Origin of the sequence: Stenotrophomonas sp. SMYL20 (assembly GCF_036320045.1) — a bacterium.
Lineage (GTDB): Bacteria > Pseudomonadota > Gammaproteobacteria > Xanthomonadales > Xanthomonadaceae > Stenotrophomonas > Stenotrophomonas maltophilia_A.
The window spans coordinates 54,534-74,274 of record NZ_JAWIRT010000005.1; the positions used below are offsets into that span (position 1 = coordinate 54,534).

Consider the following 19,741-nt stretch of genomic DNA (forward strand, 5'->3'; position numbering starts at 1 on the left):
ATGAAAAACCCCGCCGCAAGGCGGGGTTTTTTTGTGGCCGGCTGCAATGGCATCGCTTTTCGAGCGGCTCATCCTGCGTCCTGCAGGGTGTGTGTGCCTGCTGCCTGCGGCGTCATCAATGCTGCATGCAACCAGGTCATGAAAGCAGGTATCGCCGCGTTGGCCTCGCCGTCCGCACGCGTCACCGCGTAGTAGGCGAAGGCCTGTGGCCAGGGCTGGTCGATCACCACCTGCAGCCGGCCATTGGCGAGTTCTTCGGCCGCGTGGATGTCGCGCACCAGGGCGATGCCTTGCCCGGCCACCGCCGCGCGGATCAGCAACAGGTCGTCATCGAACGCAGGGCCGCGCTCCAGTCGTTCATCGCCGGGCAGATCCAGTGCCTGGAACCACAGCCGCCAGTCGCTGCGGTCGGCGTCCTGCAGCAGCGGCAGCTGCAGGCAATCCTGCACTGTACCCACGGCAGGCGTGCTGGCCAGCAGCGCAGGGCTGGCCACCGGCAGCAGTACCGGTGCCATCAGGTGCTCGGCATGCAGGCCAGGGTAGCGGCCCAGACCATGACGGATCGCGATGTCCACCCCCTCGCGGCGCAGGTCGACCAACGCCGCGCTCGAGTCCAGCTGCACGTCCACCTGCGGATGCAACGCACTGAACCCGCCCAGTCGCGGCGCCAACCACTGTGCGGCGAAGCTCGGTGCCGCGCTGATGCGTAGCGTGCACCGTGTTTCCCAGCGTTCGAGTGTCTGCAGGCTCTGTGCGATCTGGTCGAAGGCCTGCAGCAGCTCCGGATACACACGCGCGCCGGCTGCACTGAGCACCACGCCATGCCGGGTGCGGTCGAACAGGCTCACGCCCAGCCGCTCCTGCAGCTGTCGAAGCTGCTGGCTGATTGCACCAGGTGTCACCCCCATCGCATCGGCGGCGGCGGTCAGGCTGCCATGTCGGCCGGTTTCAACGAAGGCCCGCAGGCCCAGCAGCGGCAGCACCGCACCCATCTCCACTCTCCTGTAACCGCGTCGGCACGCGCCGCGCTGCGACAGCATATCGACCGCACTGCAGCCTGTCGCGCGCGCGTCGCGCACGTTGAGCCCCGCTCAACTCCCCGTGCAGGAGACATCGTTTCCCCGCGACGCAGGCCTTTCCTAGACTGCCTGCACGGCTGCTGCAGCGCCCGTTCCCGCATCGCCCGGCCACCTTCAACGGCCGGTGCATGCCGTCGCTCCCTGCGTCCAGGATTCCCATGAACGAACCTTCGCTGCACCTGTACTCCGACAGTTCTCCCAATGGCTTCAAGGCCACCATCGCACTGGAAGAACTGGGTCTTCCCTATCACCTTCACCACGTCCACATCGCCGATGGTGAACATCGCCATCCCGACTTCCTGCGGCTCAACCCGCATGGCCGCATTCCCGTGCTGGAAGATCGCGCGCGCGGCATCGTTGTCTTCGAATCGGCGGCGATCCTGATGTACCTGGCCGAACAGGGCAATGCGTTGCTGCCTTCCGAACCGGCTGCGCGCTGGGAGACGCTGACCTGGCTGATGTTCCATGCCGCCAGCGTCGGCCCGATCCTCGGCCAGCGCGTGCACTTCGAGCATTTCGCGCAACAGCCCGATTCCGCGGCAATCGAACGCTACCGGCGCCTGAGCGACGAGCTGTTCGGCGTACTCGACCAGCGCCTGCAGGGACGCGAGTGGTTGGCTGGCGATCACTACTCGATTGCCGACATCGCCCACTTCGGCTGGCTGCACATCGCCCGCATCATCGACATCGATTTGTCGCGGCATCGCCATCTGGATGCGTGGTACGCACGGGTTGCAGCACGCCCTGCGGTACAGCGCGGCGTGCAGCTGCCCGAGCCGGCCACCGGACCGTAAGGAGGCGACGCATATGAACGATTCCATTGCAGTGCCGGGCGCGTCGGCGCCGGTCTTTGCCACGCACCCGGGCTACCAGCGCATGTTCCGCGCCGACGCGCTGACCCTGGGCATCTACCTGCCGCTGCGTTTCTACCAGGGCGACATGGCCGTGCTGCAGGGCCAGGCGCGGCTGGTGGAGGAGATCGACCGCCATGGCTTCGCTGCGGTATGGGTGCGTGACGTACCGCTGTTCGATCCGTTTTTCGGCGATGCGGGGCAGCTGTTCGATCCATTCACCTACCTTGCGTGGCTGGCAGCGCGCACACAGCGCGTGGCCCTGGCCACCGGCAGCGTGGTGCTGCCACTGCGCCATCCGATCGATCTGGCCAAGGCCGCGGCGTCGATCGATCAGCTGTCTGGTGGGCGGCTGGTGATGGGTGTGGCGTCCGGTGATCGCCCGCTGGAATTCCCGGCCTATGGACTGGAGCACGCGGCGCGCGGAGAACGTTTCGCTACCGCAATGAACGAGATGCGCCGTTGGCTGCAGCCGGGCACGGATGGGCGGATGACACATGCCGGGGCCGAGCAGGGTGTGCAGTTGCTGCCGCCCACAGTCAGTGGTCGCGTTCCGCTGGTTGTCACCGGCGGTGCGCGCCAGTCGCTGGAGTGGATCGGCCAGCATGCCGATGGCTGGCTGACCTATCCCGAGGCCACCCACGACGCCGCCGGCCCGCAGCGGCTGGCCGCGAAGATCCGTGCCTGGCGCACGCTGATCCCGGAGGGGGGCTTCCGTCCGCACATGACCAACGAGTGGATCGACCTGGTGGATGACCCGGATCATCCACGCATGCCGTTGCGGGGTGGCTTCACCCTGCGCACCGGCCGCAAGGGTCTGATCGATCTGCTGCAGGCCTGGCAGCGGGCCGGCGTCAACCATGCCGCACTGGGGATCCAGTTCGCCGAGCGGCCTGCCGGCGAGGTGCTGCAGGAGCTGGCCGAGGAGGTACTGCCGTTGTTCCCGTCGCATCCCGGGCCGGCGGCGAAGGTGATGGACTGGTAGCACGTTCGCAGGCGCCGGCCGCTGCTCAGTTGGCCGGCCGACGCAGGCAGATCCGTGCGGCGCCGGCACCGATGTCCACCTGGCCGCCGCGCATTGCATCGGCACCGAGGATCAGCGCCGGCCGTGCCTCCAGGCCAATGGCCTTGAATACCGGCAGCTCGCTGATCCGTACTTCCATCGGGGGATGTCGCCAGCCAGCGCTGGTCATGCTGGGCAGGGTGTACAGCCAGGTGGCCTGCCTTCCGCCACCCAGGCCTTCAGTGCCTTTCCCGCGAACACGCACGCGCTGGTCGCTGCCGTCGGTGCGCACGCCCAATGCGCGTGCGGCTTCGGCATTGAGCACGGTCTGCGCCGCGCCGGTATCGACCACGGCGATGGCTTCCACACCGGCATCACCCAGTGCCACCGTGATGAAACCGAAGTGGCGCAATCCAGCCTTGCGATCCGGCAGTGCGTTGGCCTGGCACCCGTTTCCATCCAGCGCGAGCCGGCCCGGGGTCCACAGCGCGAGCTCATTGCGGCCGAAGTCCCAGCGGGTATCCCAGCGTCCGGTCAGGTCATTGCCGACCAGGCCATCAATGACCGCCTCATCATCCTTCGCCAACGAGGACAGATCGGCCTGAACGCCACTGGCCTGCAGCTGCCAGCTGCCCAGCCGCCAGGACGTGGTGCGCATCCGTCGCAGCTGGGCCGCCTTCGCACTGGCGCCTTGCGCATGCGACACCGCCGCATCGGCGTCTTCCAGACCATAGCGCCGGGCCACGCGGTCATCCACCAGGGTCGCACCGGCTGCACTGTCGACCACGAAGCGCAACGGCTCCGCACGCCCGTCCAGCGAGACGGCCACGGCCGGATGCCCGCCCTGCATCCACATCGGCAGCACGTGTTCGGGGGCATCGCCTGCCAGCGCAGGCAGCGGGAGGGCAAGCAGGGGAAGCAGGGTGAGGCGCAAGGGGCATCTCCGTAGTGATCGATGACGACCATTGGCGCGCCCTGGCGTATCGCGGGAATATCGGCGCTGATACCGTCCTGATACACAACGGCCCGATACTGACCCCATGAACGCTCCCGCCCGGGTCATCGTTGTCGATGACGACGCCAGCATCCGTGATGCCATCGCCGACTGCCTGCAGCTGCATGGCTACGATGTGCGGGTGGCGGGCGGTGCGGCGGCGTTGGATGTGCTGCTGCAGGCCGAGCGCCCGGACGTGATCATCCTCGACTGGATGATGCCCGGCGAGGATGGCCTGTCGGTCTGCCGCCGGCTGCAGGCGCGGGCGATCCCGATCCTGATGCTGTCGGCGATGGGCAGCGCGCCGGACCGGGTGATCGGTCTGGAGATGGGGGCAGACGACTACCTGGCCAAACCGTTTGATCCGCGTGAGCTGCTGGCACGGGTGCGGGCGCTGTTGCGCCGCCAGCACAAGCTGCGTGAGCAGGTGGCCAACGAGCTGCGCTTTTCTGGATGGCGGTTGCTTCCTGGGCAGCGCCGCCTGATCACGCCGGATGGCGCTGAGCTGGCCTTGAGCCGTGGTGAATTTTCCCTGCTGCTGGTGCTGGCCGAGCGCCCCGGGCGGGTGCTCGGCCGCGAGCAGTTGCTGCAGCTGATGCACGGCGAACCCAGCGACAGCGTTGATCGTGCCATTGATCTGGCGATCAGCCGATTGCGCCGCAAGCTGGGACACGCAGTGCCCGGCGCTGAAACCCTGGTGCAGACACTGCGCGGGGAAGGCTATCGCTTCGGTACCGAGGTCCAGGTGCTGTGAATACCCGCTGGTCCACTGCGCGCTGGATCGCGGTGCTGGCCCTGGCCAGCCTGTTGCTGGCCACCCTGGTCAGCGTCGCGGTGGTGGGCTGGATGCCACGCCCCGCGCCGCCGCCGATGCGGTTGGACCAGGCCACGCAGGTGCTGCGGGGGGAACAGACGCCGGCGTCGCTGGGCTTGCATCTGGCGGCGCAGGCAGCGCCGCCTCAAGGCAGCGCCAGCGATTGGCTTACGCAGCTGGCGGCGCTGCAGCTGGGCTCGCCGGTGGAGGATGTTCGGCTGGTATGGAGTGGACAAGGCAAGGCGCCCGATGTGCAGATCATCGAAGGTGGCGCGGTGCTGGATGCCACGGCGCGGGCCGGCGTACTGAAGGCGCAGTCAGCAGTGCTGACCGCCATGCAATGGCCGCCGTTCGAACTGGGCGTGCGCCAGGCCGATGGCCGTTGGCGGGTGGTGGGCAGCGATCACAGCGATCTGGCGGCCTGGCGCCGCCAGGTGGTGCTTGCCCTGCTGGGCGGTGCCGTACTGCTGGCGCCGTTGGCAGCATGGGCGTCAATCCGCTTGGGGCGCCCGTTGCGACGCTTGGCCGAAGCCAGTGCACGTGTGGATCTGCAGGCCGATACACCCTTGCCGGATGACGGCCCGCGCGAAGTGCAGGTGCTGGCTGCGGCGATCAGCGCGGGTCGTGGGCGGCTGCGCGAACAGGCACAGGACATGACCCGCATGCTGGCTGCTGTAGCGCACGACCTGCGCACGCCGCTGACCGGCCTGCGCCTGCGTGCGGAGTTCGCACCACCGGCACAGGCCGCACGGATGGTGGCCGACATCGAACGCATGGATACGATGATCGAGCAGGTGCTCGACTACGCACGCGGCGAACTGCAACCGCTGGAGTTGCGGCAGCTTGACCTGGCGGCGTTGCTGGAAGAGTGCGTGCAGAGTGCTCTCCTGCGCGGCATCGATATCTCCGCCGAGGGACCGGACGTGCTGCCTTGGCAGGGCGATGCGCTCCTGCTGCGGCGGGCGATCGACAACCTCATCGACAACGCCGCTCGCTATGCCGGCGCAGTGGAACTGCGGATCGCGGTGGTGGGGCGCGGGGCGCAACTGGATGTGATGGACCGCGGTCCGGGCATCGCCGAGGGCGACCGTGTACGCGTGCTGCAACCGTTCCAGCGCAGCGAGAGTTCGCGCAGTCGCGCCACTGGCGGAGCGGGACTTGGGCTGGCAGTGGCGGCCAACGTGGCACGGCGGCATGCAGGTGAACTGCAGCTGCTGCAGCGTGATGGCGGTGGATTGATCGCCCGCCTGCTGCTGGGGACGGCTCCCTGACAGCACGTACGGATTGACGCGGCACCGCTCTTTCGATTTATGATTAGGCGCCTAATCATATCGGTATGGATGATGATCGAAGCCAAGCACCATGCCCTGATGGATGAGGCGAAGCGACGCGGCCACGCCAACGTCGCGCAGCTGCGCCTGTGCTTCCAGCTGCTCTCGTTGTCGTCGTCCATCGACCACGATTGCGCCACCCGGCTGGCGCCACACGGGCTCAGTGAGGGTCGCTTCATCGTGCTGTTCCTGCTGCATGGGGCCGGTGGCACGCTACCGCCCCACGAGCTGGCCGAACGCGCAGGCGTCACCCGCGCCACCATCAGCGGCCTGCTCGATGGCCTGCAGCGCGAAGAACTGCTGCAGCGTCGCAGCGATGCTGAGGATGGCCGTCGCCTGCAGATCGTATTGACCGCACGGGGAAAACGCTTGGCCGAGACGCTGTTCGACCAGCACACACAGTGGATCGGTGGCCTGTTCAATGGTCTGGATACCGATGAACAGCAGCAGCTGTCGCGGTTGCTGCACAAGGTCTGGCAGCACACCGATGCTGGACGAGAGTCTGCAGCATGAGCCCGGCGATTGCGGCGCAACGCCTGCATGAACTCAACACCGGTCGCGTTGCCACCACCCATCTGGCCGAATGCCTGGCAGTGGATTTCGCCGCGTTGCTGCAGGTGGTGGCGCCTGAGCTTGCACCGGAAGCGCTGCAACGCATGCGGGATGCCTCAGGCAAGGGCATCACGCTGCGCATGGCCCTGGCCGCGCAACTGCTGCGTGAGGCGGGGCAGGGCGCGCCTGAGTTCTGGCAGGATCACAGCTCCGATACCGTGCGTGGCTGGGCCTGCTATCTGGTCGGCAGCGATGCCCGCGCAACGTTGGCAGAGAAGCTGCAGCAGATGCGCACGCTGGCCGATGACCCACACTTCGGTGTGCGCGAATGGGCGTGGCTGGCGCTACGCATGGACATCGTTGCCGCGCCGATGCAGGCGCTTGAGTACCTGCAACCCTGGACACAGGAAACATCGCCGTACCTGCGTCGCTTCGCCTGTGAAGCGCTTCGCCCACGCGGTGTCTGGGCCACGCATATCGCACTGTTCAAGCAGCATCCGGACCTTGCGTTACCCATGTTGGAAGCACTGGCTGACGACCCGGAACGCTATGTGCAGGATTCGGTCGGCAACTGGCTCAATGACGCCGGCAAGACTCAGCCGCAGTGGCTGCGCGAGCTGTGCACGCGTTGGCAGCACGAGCGCCACAGCGACGCCAACGCCTACATCCACAAACGCGCACTGCGCTCGTTCCGGTAGTGCCGGCCGCTGGCCGGCAACCCCGCAACCTCGTAAACCTCGTAAACCTCGTAAACCTCAAGGAAGAACCACCATGTCGCACACCTTCATCGAGCTCTACACCGCCACACCTGCCTGGACCGCACTCCCGCCCGAGCAGCGGAATGCCTTCTTCGCCCGTATTGGCGCCGGCATGCAGCAGTTCGATCCAGCCCGCATCACGCCGCTGGCGATGGGCCGCATTGCCACGGACGTACCGCACGGCAGCGATGAGCAGTTCTATGCGGTCTGGCGCTGTGCAAGCCGCGAGGAGGTCGATGCGCTGGTGGCCGGCATCGCCGCGACCGGCTGGCATGCGTACTTCACCACCACCCATGCGGCAGGCGCGATGGACAGCATGGCCCAGCACCTGGCCGACCTGGCCGCCCTGTAGCGGGGCGGCAGACGCCGGCAGATCCCGGGCCTCGGCATGGGAGGCACATGCGCCTGTCACCCAGACACGGTAAACAGTGCATTGCCCATGTCCATCCGCAGGGAAGTCGATCATGCAGAGCACGCTCCAGGTCACGCTGTTCGGCCCTCTTGGCGACAGCCCGGCGTTGCAGTTGCCGGGCCTGGAGGGGCCGTCGGTGGCCATCCCGGAATCGGCCCTGCGGCGGTTGGTTTCCGACCTCTACACCGCGCGTTCCCTGCTCAACCCCGAGCAGCTGGACGAAGCCAGGCAGGAGCTGGACCGCGTGCTGGAGCGCTGGGCCGACATCCATGAGGGCCTGCTGCTGGATGTGGAAGTGCATCGCAGGTAGAGGGCTCTATGACGTTGAGCCGCTTGGGGGCGGGGCAGACCAAGCCAACTAGGCCGTGCAGCAACGGTCCTGATGCGTCGCAGCATGGATCGCGGGGGAGATGCGCACGCTTTTTCGGATTCATTGCATGGATGGGCAGACTCTCGACAGCCGATCATGTCAAGTCAATCTTTAGCGATTCACACCATGCAAATGTTTCCAGACAGCAGGATTCGCCTGCTGAATTCGAACGCCATTTCGGTCGTCGACGCCCGGGCTATTCTCGAGCGCGATGGAAGTCGTATTGCGCTAATGGCCATTGAGACCATTGAAACAAACTTCGAGCCAGATCCGGCTGAAGATAGAACAACAGCACGGATGCTTGAGGAGATCGTCGAGACAGCTGGGGACTCGGAAGGTGCAATAGCATTGCGGCGCATCCGAGACCGGATACTCGCATCCACAACAGATCCAGTGCCGGAACCACCGTTGGCATTCAGTACGATGGACGGCTTCACATTTGATGAGGATGTGCGTTCGGATTGGGACACCGATTGCCTGATTATTGAAGGCGATCTGAACGTGGGAGGTACGTTGCATCTCAATGATCTGGACGAGCTCAGGTGTGTAGTCGTACTTGGAAGCGTGACCACTGAAAATTTCATCTGTGGTGGTTGGGTTTTCGTCCGTGACAATTTGACCTGCAAGCACATATACGCATCTTCACTCAATGATGGCGGCCTCTTTGTTGGGGGCAACGTGCAGGTTGATACCCTTCTTGAGACAGGCCAGTACGTGCATGTTGCGGGGAACTTCGAAGCGAGCTACCTGGCGACGGTGCAAAATGAGATCGAAGTAGATGGTGAGGTACGCTGCCCTAACTTTGCACTCCGCTCGGATCGAGATCGTTTGCCTCTCTGGGTGGATCCTCGACTGATCAAGCAGCATCACGGAGAGGACGATGAGGGGCGGCCGTATCAGTACTGGTACCCGGACGGCTATGACGAGCGCATCTTGGCGGGAGGCAGTCCAGTGAAGGGTGAGGGCTGAACGACTGTACGTGTGGCTGTCCCCTGTGCCTGAACCGCGTCCCCAGTTGCGGATGAAACATTTTGCACTGCGCAAAAGCTGTGCTATCAATAGATCCCATGAACGCAGCCGCCACCCGCTTTTACTGGTATTACTTTCCGAAGCCACTGGCGGAGGAAGGACTGCGCTCACCCTGAAGAAAGCTTCAGACGCATTCCCGAAAGCCGCCAGCGAACCTGGCGGCTTTTTTCATGCCGCCACGCTGGGGACCCCCAACGTTCCGGAGATCTCCTGCAATGCCCCCGCACACCGACGACCTGCGTATCCGCACCATCGAACCGCTGACACCGCCTGCCCAGCTGCTGGCGATGCTGCCTTGTGACGATGAAGCTTCCGACACCGTCAGCGCCTCGCGCGCGGCCCTGCACCAGATCCTGCACGGCCGTGACGACCGCCTGGCGGTGGTGGTGGGCCCGTGCTCGATCCACGACCCGAACGCTGCCATTGAATACGCCCAGCGCCTGAAGCCGCTGCGCGACGCGCTGGCCGGTGAGCTGGAGATCGTCATGCGCGTGTACTTCGAGAAGCCGCGCACCACGGTGGGTTGGAAGGGCCTGATCAACGACCCGGACCTGGACGGCAGCTTCAAGATCGACAAGGGCCTGCGCATCGCCCGCGGCCTGCTGCGCGACATCAACAAGCTCGGCCTGCCGGCCGGTGTCGAATTCCTCGACGTGATCTCGCCGCAGTACATCGCTGACCTGGTGGCATGGGGCGCCATCGGCGCACGCACCACCGAAAGCCAGGTGCATCGCGAGCTGGCGTCGGGGCTGTCGTGCCCGGTCGGCTTCAAGAACGGCACCGATGGCAACGTGAAGATCGCCGCTGACGCGGTGGGTGCCGCGTCCAATCCGCATCACTTCCTGTCGGTCACCAAGCAGGGCGGTACCGCCATCGTGTCGACCACCGGCAACCCGGATTGCCATGTGATCCTGCGCGGCGGCAAGCAGCCGAACTACGACGCAGGCAGTGTTGCCGAGGCCTGCCAGGTGCTGGCCAAGGCCAAGTTACCGACGCGTCTGATGATCGACGCCAGCCATGCCAACAGCCTGAAGAACCCGGAGAACCAGCCGAAGGTGATCGAGGACATCGCCGTTCAGCTGGAAGACGGCGAACAGCGCATCGTTGGCGTGATGATCGAGAGCCATCTGGTCGGTGGCCGCCAGGAACTGGTGGAAGGCCAGCCGCTGGTCTATGGGCAGAGCATCACCGATGGCTGCATCGACTGGGACACCACCGTGACGGTGCTGGAGCGACTGGCTGCGGCCGTGCGCGCCCGTCGCGACGTGAAGGTGTCCGAAGCCGCTTGATGGAAGCCGCCTGAGTGCGGCACGTGTGTGGATGGCGGCCAGCGCCTGCGGGGGTGCGGCCGCGATCAGGGCCGGTCGGAGTTGGAGACCGGCCCATCTGCACCGGCGATGCGCCTGGCGCTGCGCATGAGCGACAGCGCCAGGTACATCGCCGGGGTGGCAGTAGATCCACGCCATGCGTGGACGATTCGCCGTCCCCGGCAATGACGGCTACGACCCGCTGGAGGCCACATTTGTCGCGGGCCCGTCGGGTCGCACCCGGCACGCCAAGTGGTCCAGTCCGCACAGTGCGATGATCCGCCTTGGACTCTACTCAAGGTCCGCAGTAGATCCACGCCATGCATGGATGTGGGCCACAATGCGATCACTTCTCCTTGCGGCTGCCGCCATGAAAGAACTGATCATCCCTGAAGCTGCCCAACGCGACGAATCTTCGGTCGAGATGATTCGCGTGTGGATCGCTGAGCGCGGGCTGCATGCATCATTGAAAGTGGGGCTGTACGAGGATCGCCCCGACATCCGCGAAGAACGTGCCTGGGGGCGAATTCTTGCCGACGTTGCCCAGCACGTCGCCGACGCGCTGGTGACCAGTGAGGGCATGGACCGTGACGTGGTGGTCGAGGCCATCAAGGCAGCCTTCAACGAGGAGCTGCAGGCGCCATCCAGCGGCCGGTCCGGCGGGTTCGTCGTGCGGCATTGACGGTAGATCCACGCCACGCGTGGATGAATTCCCCGCCCCACATTCACCGCTTCGCCCGAATCCTCGCCAAGGCCAGATACATCGCCGGGGTCGTGTACAGCGTCAGCCACTGGCTGACCAGCAAGCCGCCGACAATCGCAATGCCCAGCGGTTGCCGCAGCTCCCAGCCTTCGCCGTTGGCCAGCATCAGCGGCAGCGTGCCGAGCAGCGCCGCCAGCGAGGTCATCAGGATCGGCCGCAGGCGCAACCGCGCGGCTTCCATCACTGAATCCTGCGCGCTCAGCCCGCGCCGCTCGCCGGCCAGTGCGAAATCCACCAGCAGGATGGTGTTCTTCATCACCACGCCCACCAGCAGGAACAGGCCGAGCAGGGCGATCAGGTTCAGTTCGTTGCCGAACAGCCACAGCGCCAGCAGCGCACCGACACCGGCCGAGGGCAGGGTGGACAGGATCACCAGCGGCTGCAGGAAGCTCTCGTAGAGGATGCCCAGCACCAGGTAGACCGCCAGTGTGGCGCCCAGCACCAGCCATAGCTGGCGCGCGCGCAGCTGATCCAGCCCGCCGGCTTCACCGGAGAGTTTTCCCTGGACCGAACGCGGCAGCATCAGTTTCGACATCGCACCATCGATCGCCTGTGTGGCCTGTTCCAATCCTACGCCCGGTGCCAGTGCGAACTCGATCCAGATCGAGGCGAACTGCTCGCTGTGGTACACCCGGTCCGGTGCCATGCCATAGCGCCAGCTGGCGATGCTCGACAGCGGAATGCGCTGGCCGTTGCCATCGATCACCTGCAGGCGTGACAGCGTGCCCGGGTCCTGGGTGTGCTTCGGGTCCAGCTCCATCACCACGCGGTACTGGTTGAGGCTGTCGTACAGCGTGGCGACCTGGCGCTGGCTGAAGGAGTTGTTGAGCATGTTGGCGACGGTGCGCAGGTCCACGCCGTGGCGCGCGGCTGCTTCGCGGTCGATATCCAGCACGACCTGGCGCATGCCCGCTTCACCCTGTGCTTCCACGTCCACCAGTTCGGGCAGGCCACGCAGGGCGGCAGCCACCTTCGGTGCCCATTCGCGCAGGGGCGCTGTATCGGCTGAAAGCAGCTGGAACTCGTACTTGCCGCTGCTGCCGGCGCCCTCCAGGCGGATGTCCTGGTCCACCCACAGATAGAGATTGCCGCCGGGCAGCTTGGGCAGCCGCGCGCGCAGGCGGTCGATCACCTGTTGGCTGGACACCTTGCGCTCGGCCAGCGGCTTCATCTTGATCATGATGAAGGCGTTGTTGACCCCGTTGCTGCCACCGATGTAGCCGATGATGTCCTCGATGGCCGGATCGGACAGCAACAGCTTCCTGTACGCATCGATCTTCGGTTGCATGGCCTGGAAGGACAGGCCGTCATCGCCGCGCGCGAAGCCACGCAGCTGCGCGGTGTCCTGCTTGGGCACGATGCCCTTGGGCACCTGTTGGAACAACCAGGCGTTGAGGGCGATCACGGCCACGAACGCCAGCAATGGCCAGCGCAGCCGGCGCAGGCTGGCCTGTAGCGTGCGCAGGTAGGCGCCGCGCACGCGCTCGAACAGTGCATTGCTGCCGCGCTGCCAACGCGAGGGTTGCTGCGCGGCATCCACGAACAATCGTGCACACAGCATCGGCACCAGGCTCAGCGCGACCAGCACGGAGACCGTCATGGCCGCCACCAGGGTCAACGAGAATTCGCGGAACAGGCGTTCGACGAAGTCGTCCAGGAACAGGATGGAGACGAACACCACGGCCAGTGCAACGTTCATCGACAGCAGCGTGGCACCGACTTCCGATGCACCCCGTACTGCCGCCTGCCAGCGGTCGGCGCCCAGTTCGCGATGGCGGGCGATGTTCTCCAGCACCACGATGGCATCGTCCACCACCAGCACGGCGGCGACGATCAGCGCCATCAATGAAAGCGTATTGAGTGAGAAGCCCATCAGCGCGATCAGCGCCAGCGTGCCGAACAGCACCACCGGAATCGCCACGCTGGGCACCAACGCTGCACGCCAGTGGCCGAGGAAGCCGAGCACCACCAGCACCACCAGCACGATCGCCAGCACCAGCGTGAGCTCTGCTTCGTGCAGGGTGGCGCGGATCACCGGCGAGCGGTCCATCACCAGCCGCATGTCCACGCTGGAGGGCAACAGCGCATGCAGTTGCGGTAGCTGCGCCTGGATGGCATCAACGGTGGCGATGATGTTGGCGCCGGGTTGGCGGCTGACGATCAGCAGCACGGCGGGGCGTTCGTTGTGGAAGCCGCTGGCGTAACGGTCTTCCACGCCATCGGCAACGGCGGCGACATCGCCCAGCCGCAGCGTGCGGTCGTCGCTGACCTTCAATGCCAGTTCGCGGTACTGCGCGGCCTGGCGCAGCTGCAGCGGCGCTTCCAGCTGCCACTGCTGGCGGTCATCGCCCACGGCACCCAGCGGGCGCATGGCGTTGGCGCGGCCGATGGCCTGGGCCACGTCCTCCAGTGCCAGGCCTGCATGGTTCAGTGCATTCGGGTCCAGCGATACACGCACGGCGGGCAAGGCGCTGCCGCCCACCTGCACTTCGCCCACGCCCGGCACCTGCGACAGCTTCTGCGCCAGCACGGTGGAGGCCAGGTCATACAGCTGGCCTGGCGAACGCGTGTCCGAGGTCAGTGCCAGCGCCAGGATCGGTGCCTGTGAGGGATTGACCTTGCGGTACTGCGGCATGCCGGGCATGCCACTGGGCAACTGCCCGCGTGCAAGATTGATGGCGGCCTGCACTTCACGCGCTGCCTCATCGATGTCGCGGCCGAGTACGAACTTCAGTTCGATCTGGGTCTGGCCCTGGGTGCTGGCCGAGTCGATGCGTGAGATGCCGGGCAGGCTGCCCAGTGCGCGCTCCAGCGGCGTGGCGACGGTGGCTGCCATCGACTCGGGCGAGGCGCCGGGCAGGCTGGCACTGACTTCAATGGCCGGGTAATCGACCTGTGGCAGCGGCGCCACCGGCAACAGGCGCAATGCCAGCAGGCCGGCCAGCACCAGCGCCACCGCCAGCAGGATCGTCGCTACCGGGCGCTGCACGCAGGCCTGCGCCAGGCGCGCGATGGGGGTCACGCGCTCGCCTCGTCAACGGCCACCGGGGACGTCGCACGGCCACGCTGCAGGCGATCAAAGGCCAGGTAGATCACCGGCGTGGTGAACAGGGTCAGTACCTGGCTGACCAGCAGCCCCCCCACCATCACCCAGCCCAGTGGCTGCCGCAGCTCGGCGCCGGAACCGCTGGCCAGCATCAGCGGCACTGCGCCGAACAGCGCGGCCAGCGTGGTCATCAGGATCGGCCGGAAGCGCAGCAGCGCGGCCTGATGGATCGCCTCGCGCGGTGACATGCCGCGTGTGCGCTGCGCGTCCAGCGCGAAGTCGATCATCATGATCGCGTTCTTCTTCACCAGGCCGATCAGCAGCACGATGCCGATCACCGCGATCAGGTCCAGGCTGCGTCCGCTTACCCACAGTGCCGCCAACGCACCGACGGTGGCCGAGGGCAGGGTGGAGAGGATGGTGATGGGGTGGATGAAGCTCTCGTAGAGCACGCCCAGCACGATGTACATCACCACCACCGCGGCCAGGATCAGCCACAGTGTGGACGACAGCGAGCTGCTGAAGGCCGCTGCGGCACCCTGCAGGCGAAGTTCGATGCTCTGCGGCAGGTTCACCTGTGCGCGCGCGGCGTGCACAGCCTCCACCGCTTCGCCCAGCGAAGCACCCGGGGCAAGGTTGAACGACAGCGTGGCCGCCGGGAACTGGCCCACGTGATTGCGTAGCAGTGCGGACGGACCCACCTCTACCCGCGCCACCGCACCCAGCGGCACGGTCTGCCCACTGCTGCTGCGCACACGCAGGCCCGTGATCGCCTCCGGCCCGGGCTGTCGTGAAGGATCGGCCTCCAGCACCACCCGGTACTGGCTGGCCTGGGTGAAGATGGTCGAAATCTGGCGCTGCCCATAGGCGTCGTACAGCGCATCGGCTACTGCTTCCACGCTTACGCCCAGGCGCGCCGCCGCATCGCGGTCTATTGCTACGCGCGCCTGCCGACCCTGCATCTGCAGATCGCTGGCGACATCACGCAGTGCAGGCGACTGGCGCAGGGCCTGCAGCAGCTTCGGTGTCCAGCGTTCCAGCGTTTCCAGATCCGGCGTGGTCAGGGTGAACTGGTACTGGTTGCGGCTGATGCGGTCCTCGATGCCCAGCTCCTGCACCGGTTGCAGGTACAGGGTGATGCCCGGAATCTTCGATACGCGCTGCTGCAGCCGCGCCATCACCACCGCAGCGCCATCGCGGTCGCCATGCGGCCTCAGTTCGATCAGCAGGCGGCCGGTGTTGAGCGTGGCGTTGTTGCCGTCCACGCCGATGTAGGAGGACACACTGGCCACCGCTGGGTCTGCTTCGATGGCTGTGGCCAGCGCCTGCTGGCGCTCGCGCATGGCCTGGAACGAGATCGCCTGTGGCGCTTCGCTGATGCCCTGCACCAGGCCGGAATCCTGCACCGGGAAGAAACCCTTGGGCACGGCGAAGTACAGCGCCACGGTCAGTGCGAGGGTGGCAACGGTGGCCAGCAACATCAGCGGCTGGCGCTGCAGCACCCAGCGCAGCTGCCGGTCGTAGAGGCCGATGACGCGGTCGAAGACATCGGGCGCATGTGCAGTCTTCGCGTGCGGCTTCAGGAACCGCGCGCACAGCATCGGCGTCAGCGTCAGCGAGACCACCAGCGAAATGCCGATGGCTACCGCCAGTGTCACTGCGAACTCATGGAACAGTGCACCCACCAGGTCGGCCATGAACAGCAGCGGGATCAGCACCGCGATCAGCGAAACAGTCAGCGACACCAGGGTGAAGCCGATCTCGGCTGCGCCTTTCAGCGCTGCATCGCGGGGGCTTTCGCCTTCCTCCAGATGGCGGGCGATGTTCTCCAGCATCACGATGGCATCGTCCACCACGAAGCCGGTGGCGATGGTCAGCGCCATCAGGGTGAGGTTGTTGAGCGAATAGCCGGCCAGCAGCATCACCGCGAAGGTGCCGATGAGCGACAGCGGTACCGCGACGCTGGGAATGAGCGTGGCCGGCAGATTGCGCAGGAACACCCAGGTGACCAGCACCACAAGGCCGATGGCCAGTACCAGTTCCTTCTGCACGCCGCGCACCGACGCGCGGATCGATTCGGTACGGTCGCTCAGTACATTCATCTGCACACCGGCGGGCAGCGTGGCCTGCAGCTGCGGCAGCAGCGTACGCACCTGCTCGACCACGGCGATCACGTTGGCGCCGGGCTGGCGCTGGATGTTCACCAGCACTGCCGGCGTGGTACCGCTCCACGCAGCCAACTGGCGGTTCTCGGCGCCATCGGTAATGGTGGCTACATCGCCCAGCCGCAGCGGCGCGCCGTCGCGCCAGGCCAGTACCAGGGCGCGGTACTCATCCACGCTGCGCATCTGATCGTTGGCATCGAGCATCACCGCGCGGATCGGGCCGTCGAAACTGCCCTTGGGCAGGTTGACGTTGGCGGCGGCGATGGCGGTGCGGATGTGGTCCATGCCCAGGTTGTTGGCGGCCAGCGCCGCTGGATTGACCTGGATGCGCACCGCCGGGCGCTGGCCACCGGCCAGGCTGACCAGGCCGACGCCGGGCAACTGCGCCAGGCGCTGGGCGATGCGCGTATCCACCAGATCGTGCACCTGCGGCAGCGACAGGCCTTGCGAGGTAACCGCCAAGGTCAGGATGGGGGTGTCGGCGGGGTTGACCTTGCGGTACACCGGCGGCACAGGCAGGTCCCCGGGCAGGAAGCTGCCCGCCGCGTTGATGGCGGCCTGCACGTCCTGCTCGGCCACACCCAGCGACACCTCCAGCCCGAACTGCAGGGTAATGACCGAGGCGCCACCGGAACTGGTCGACGACAGTTGTTTCAGGCCGGGAATCTGGCCGAGTTGGCGCTCCAGCGGTGCGGTGATGGTGCGTGTGGTCAGTTCGGGGCTGGCCCCCGGATACAGCGTGGTGATCTGGATGATCGGGTAATCGACCTGCGGCAGCGCCGCCACCGGCAGCAGGCGATAGGCCAGCACGCCGGACAGCAGCAGCGCCACCATCAGGAGAGTCGTTGCGACCGGGCGCAGGATGAACGGGCGCGAGAGGTTCATGCGCCGGCCTTGGTCGCGGCCTCCTCGGTGATGATCTCCACCGCCGTGCCGTCTTCCAGCCCGTCGATGCCTTCGATCACCACCTTGTCCCCTGCGGCCAGCCCGGAGCGCACGGCCACGCGTCCATCATCGGCTGGACCGAGCACCACGGTGCGGCGTTGTGCCTTGCTGTCCTTGTCGACGATATGCACGTAGTTGCCCTGGCTGCCGAACTGCACGGCAGCATCGGGAATCAGCAGCGCGGGCTGCTCGCCCAGCTGCAGGCGGACGTTGACGAACTGGTTGGGGAACAGCGCCAGATCGTGGTTGTCGAAGTGCGCACGCAGTTTCAACGTGCCGGTGGTGGTATCGATGCGGTTGTCGACGCTGGACAGCGAGCCGCGGGCCAGCTGCCGGCGTTCTTCGCGGTCCCAGGTTTCCACCGCCAGTGCCGGTTGCGCCTGCACGGCATCGAGCAGCGCAGGCAGCTCGGGTTCGGGCACGGTGAACAGCACGCTGATCGGCGCGGTCTGCGCCAGCGTCACCAGGCCTTCGGCATCGCTGGCGCGCACCAGGTTGCCCACGTCCAACCGGCGCAGCCCGACGCGGCCACTGACCGGCGCGGTGATGCGGGTGTACTGCAGCTGCAGGCGCGCTTCATCAACGGACGCCTGATCGCTGAGGCGGCGGCCCTGCAGCTGGCGCACCTTGCTCTGCTGGTCGCTCAGTTCCTGCCCGGACACGTAGTTCTGCTTCTGCAGTTCGCGGTAGCGCTGCAGCTGGCGCTCGGCGTTTTCCAGCTCGGCCAGATTCTGCTGCTGGGTACCCTGCGCCTGTGCCAGCTTCACTTCATACGGGCGCGGGTCGATCTGCGCCAGCAGATCGCCGGCCTTCACCTGCTGGCCTTCCTGGAAATGCAGCCGTAGCAGTTCGCCATCCACGCGGCTGCGTACCACCACGCTGTGCAGCGGGGTGACCGTACCGACCGCCTTCAGGCGCAGCACCAGCGGCTCGGCGCTGGCGCGTGCCACGCGTACCGGCACCGTCTTGCCCGGCGCATCGTCGCTGCTGCCGGCGCCGTTCCGGGGCCACAGCCACCACGCCAGAACGGCGACGAGGGCGATGGCCAGCACCGCCCACAACAGGCGGGCACGACGGAAGCGGGAATTTTCGGCGACAGACATGGGGCATCCTGCGCCCTGCGCGCGCAGGGACATGCGGGCCCGTCGGCGCGTTCACGGCACCACGGGCAGCGGGGAGGGAGTTGTCTGGCGGGGCCGCGGGCGCGGCGTGGCTGGATGCCGTCGCGGCAGCGACGGGGTGACAATGGTAGCCAATCACCCCGGCCAATGCCGTATGACCATGGTCATGCAACGCATTCGGTAGTGCCGGCCGCTGGCCGGCAACCTGCCGGAATCTGCGGGCGTGTGCCGTGTTGCCGGCCAGCGGCCGACACTACCGACAAACAATCAATGCACTTCGTCGTGATAGACGAACTTCGGCATTTCCCAGCGGTAGTGGATCGCCAGCAGGCGCAGCGCGAAGCCGCCGCCGAGGCAGCACAGGATCGCGGTGGCGTCGGCCACGCCCCAGTGCAGCAGCAACAGGTAGGCCGCGCCGGTCAGCAGCGCGATGATCGCGTACAGCTCCTTCTGGAAGATCAGCGGCACCTCGTTGCAGAGAATGTCGCGCAGCACGCCGCCGAACGCGCCGGTCAGCATGCCGGCGATCAGCACGATCGGCATGGCATGGCCGGCCTCGCGCGCGATCGAGCAGCCGATCAGGGTGAAGGCGATCAGGCCCAGGCCATCGAGCACCAGGAAGGTGCGGCGGAAGTGGTGCATCCAGCGTGCGACCCAGGTGGCGATCAGCGCCGCACACACGGTGAAGCCCAGGTACTCGGGATGCTTCACCCAGCCGAGCGGATAGTGACCGAGCAGGATGTCGCGCAGTGATCCGCCGCCGAGGGCGGTAACGCAGGCGATCATGACCACACCGAACAGGTCCATGCGGCGGCGGCCGGCGGACAGCGCGCCGGTCATGGCTTCGGCGGAAATGGCGATCAGGTAGATGATGGACAGCAGCATGAGGCAGGCTCCGGGCGCGGTGGGGCCGGCCATGCGCCACTATCGCCACTGCCTGCGCAATGACGGGATGACGATGGCCGGTGCCGCTCCCGCTGTCCTTTTGCCTGAGAGTTCAGCGGCATGGGCCGCGTGCCCCTTCGGCGGATCGTGCCGAGCATGCCCGGCGACCTCTCTCCAGCTCGGCGAGTCGAATGCATGGTTGGTGGGATTCCAGCCCACCGGCCTGAGCGATCATGGGAGCCTGCGCCTTCGGCGGGCGCCAGCGCGGCGCCTCTCTCCTGCATTCGGGCGCCAGTATATCCGCTGCAGTGCAGCA

The 19,741-nt window shown here is 66.4% G+C and carries 17 protein-coding genes and 2 riboswitches; of the genes, 11 read left to right on the top strand and 6 right to left on the bottom strand.

Annotated features, from left to right (window positions below; translation table 11 throughout):
* Positions 1-68 precede the first annotated feature (68 nt).
* The gene (locus V3B48_RS05145; protein WP_285302621.1) at positions 69-992 is read right to left on the bottom strand and encodes a LysR substrate-binding domain-containing protein; all 924 of its coding nucleotides are present in this window, start codon (positions 990-992) and stop codon (positions 69-71) included.
* A gap of 245 nt (positions 993-1,237) precedes the next feature.
* On the opposite strand from V3B48_RS05145, the gene V3B48_RS05150 reads away from it, so the two are divergent.
* Positions 1,238-1,873, top strand: a complete 636-nt coding sequence (locus V3B48_RS05150; protein ID WP_032130046.1) for a glutathione S-transferase family protein — start codon at positions 1,238-1,240, stop codon at positions 1,871-1,873.
* Positions 1,874-1,886: 13 nt separating this feature from the next.
* A complete protein-coding gene (locus tag V3B48_RS05155) occupies positions 1,887-2,915 on the top strand; it encodes an LLM class oxidoreductase (RefSeq protein WP_329893333.1) in 1,029 nt (342 codons plus the stop codon).
* A gap of 25 nt (positions 2,916-2,940) precedes the next feature.
* Here V3B48_RS05155 and V3B48_RS05160 read toward each other — a convergent pair whose 3' ends face one another.
* Positions 2,941-3,867, bottom strand: coding sequence for a pepsin/retropepsin-like aspartic protease family protein (locus tag V3B48_RS05160; protein WP_329893334.1), 927 nt, complete (start codon positions 3,865-3,867; stop codon positions 2,941-2,943).
* A 106-nt stretch (positions 3,868-3,973) separates the two neighbouring features.
* Between V3B48_RS05160 and V3B48_RS05165 the strand changes: the two genes are divergently transcribed.
* The 9 genes from V3B48_RS05165 to V3B48_RS05205 all read left to right on the top strand — a co-directional run bounded on the left by V3B48_RS05165 (position 3,974) and on the right by V3B48_RS05205 (position 11,182).
* A complete protein-coding gene (locus V3B48_RS05165; RefSeq protein ID WP_097048632.1) occupies positions 3,974-4,681 on the top strand; it encodes a response regulator transcription factor in 708 nt (235 codons plus the stop codon).
* A 32-nt stretch (positions 4,682-4,713) separates the two neighbouring features.
* A complete protein-coding gene (locus V3B48_RS05170; protein ID WP_329893379.1) occupies positions 4,714-6,012 on the top strand; it encodes an ATP-binding protein in 1,299 nt (432 codons plus the stop codon).
* A gap of 72 nt (positions 6,013-6,084) precedes the next feature.
* Positions 6,085-6,585, top strand: a complete 501-nt coding sequence (locus V3B48_RS05175; protein WP_329893335.1) for a MarR family transcriptional regulator — start codon at positions 6,085-6,087, stop codon at positions 6,583-6,585.
* On the top strand, positions 6,582-7,322 hold the full coding sequence (locus V3B48_RS05180; protein ID WP_329893336.1) for a DNA alkylation repair protein: 741 nt from the start codon (positions 6,582-6,584) through the stop codon (positions 7,320-7,322). The genes V3B48_RS05175 and V3B48_RS05180 overlap by 4 nt, the downstream gene beginning before the upstream one ends.
* A 73-nt stretch (positions 7,323-7,395) precedes the next feature.
* Positions 7,396-7,734 (top strand): DUF6616 family protein, encoded by a 339-nt coding sequence (locus tag V3B48_RS05185; protein ID WP_329893337.1) that lies wholly within the window; start codon positions 7,396-7,398, stop codon positions 7,732-7,734.
* A gap of 112 nt (positions 7,735-7,846) precedes the next feature.
* Positions 7,847-8,104 carry a hypothetical protein gene (locus V3B48_RS05190; protein ID WP_285302628.1) on the top strand — a complete coding sequence of 86 codons (258 nt, stop codon included), beginning with the start codon at positions 7,847-7,849 and terminating at the stop codon, positions 8,102-8,104.
* Between the two features lie 72 nt (positions 8,105-8,176).
* The gene (locus tag V3B48_RS05195) at positions 8,177-9,133 is read left to right on the top strand and encodes a hypothetical protein (RefSeq protein ID WP_329893338.1); all 957 of its coding nucleotides are present in this window, start codon (positions 8,177-8,179) and stop codon (positions 9,131-9,133) included.
* Between the two features lie 275 nt (positions 9,134-9,408).
* Positions 9,409-10,482, top strand: coding sequence for a 3-deoxy-7-phosphoheptulonate synthase (locus tag V3B48_RS05200; protein ID WP_317217566.1), 1,074 nt, complete (start codon positions 9,409-9,411; stop codon positions 10,480-10,482).
* Positions 10,483-10,870: 388 nt separating this feature from the next.
* On the top strand, positions 10,871-11,182 hold the full coding sequence (locus V3B48_RS05205) for a DUF5076 domain-containing protein (RefSeq protein WP_080356512.1): 312 nt from the start codon (positions 10,871-10,873) through the stop codon (positions 11,180-11,182).
* A gap of 43 nt (positions 11,183-11,225) precedes the next feature.
* Here V3B48_RS05205 and V3B48_RS05210 read toward each other — a convergent pair whose 3' ends face one another.
* The 4 genes from V3B48_RS05210 to V3B48_RS05225 all read right to left on the bottom strand — a co-directional run bounded on the left by V3B48_RS05210 (position 11,226) and on the right by V3B48_RS05225 (position 19,425).
* Complete coding sequence (locus V3B48_RS05210) at positions 11,226-14,285, bottom strand: efflux RND transporter permease subunit (RefSeq protein WP_329893339.1); 3,060 nt, start codon at positions 14,283-14,285, stop codon at positions 11,226-11,228.
* Entirely contained in the window at positions 14,282-17,359 is a 3,078-nt protein-coding gene (locus tag V3B48_RS05215) for a multidrug efflux RND transporter permease subunit (protein ID WP_329893340.1), read from the bottom strand. The genes V3B48_RS05210 and V3B48_RS05215 overlap by 4 nt, the downstream gene beginning before the upstream one ends.
* The gene (locus tag V3B48_RS05220) at positions 17,356-18,522 is read right to left on the bottom strand and encodes an MdtA/MuxA family multidrug efflux RND transporter periplasmic adaptor subunit (RefSeq protein ID WP_012512239.1); all 1,167 of its coding nucleotides are present in this window, start codon (positions 18,520-18,522) and stop codon (positions 17,356-17,358) included. The genes V3B48_RS05215 and V3B48_RS05220 overlap by 4 nt, the downstream gene beginning before the upstream one ends.
* A gap of 285 nt (positions 18,523-18,807) precedes the next feature.
* Positions 18,808-19,425, bottom strand: coding sequence for a trimeric intracellular cation channel family protein (locus V3B48_RS05225; RefSeq protein ID WP_005411215.1), 618 nt, complete (start codon positions 19,423-19,425; stop codon positions 18,808-18,810).
* Between the two features lie 82 nt (positions 19,426-19,507).
* Positions 19,508-19,613, bottom strand: a riboswitch (glycine riboswitch).
* 13 nt (positions 19,614-19,626) lie between these two features.
* A riboswitch (glycine riboswitch) is annotated at positions 19,627-19,716 on the bottom strand.
* Positions 19,717-19,741 lie beyond the last annotated feature (25 nt).